We start from the raw sequence: 574 nt of genomic DNA on the forward strand, positions 1-574 counted from the left end.
CGGGCTCAGCCAGTAGTCGCCGTGGCCGACACCGTCGTAGGTGAGGAACACGGCCTCACGGCCGATCTGGCGGGCCGCGTTGGAGCCCCAGGAATGCGGAGTGGCCACGTCGTAACGGCTGTTGGTCACGAGGACCGGCGGGGTGCCGTCGACACGGAGCCGGCGCTGCGGGTTGGACACCTCGCTCGGCCAGTCCTGGCAGCCGGTCAGGTCCGTCCAGGCGAGCGGGTTGAGGCGGGTGACGGGAGCGAGACGGGCGAGCTTGCGTTCGAAGCGGGCGAGGGTGGCGTACGACCGTACGCCGAAGTCGTAGTCCTGGCACATCACCGGGAGGTACGGGAACGCCGTCGGCTCTCCGCGCCCGTCGAGGGACCGTGCCGCCGCGGGGCCGGTGGCGTCCAGGTCGGCGAGGGCCTGGGCGAACTCGAACCAGGTGTCGTTCGGGCTGTACATGTTGCCGAAGACGAGGCTCTGCAGGTCCTCGGGGGTGACCGTCTGCGGCGGGTCGCCCGGCAGGACCAGTTCACCGGCCTCAGCGCGCTTGTAGAGCGAGTCGAACAGGGCGCGGGCGTCA

The 574-nt window shown here is 70.9% G+C and carries 1 protein-coding gene; it reads right to left on the reverse strand.

Annotation, left to right across the window (positions count from 1 at the left end):
* On the reverse strand, positions 1-574 hold a 574-nt coding region (locus ADK36_RS07200; RefSeq protein WP_199830127.1), incomplete at both ends, for an alpha/beta hydrolase.

Origin of the sequence: Streptomyces viridochromogenes (assembly GCF_001270495.1) — a bacterium.
GTDB lineage: Bacteria > Actinomycetota > Actinomycetes > Streptomycetales > Streptomycetaceae > Streptomyces > Streptomyces viridochromogenes_A.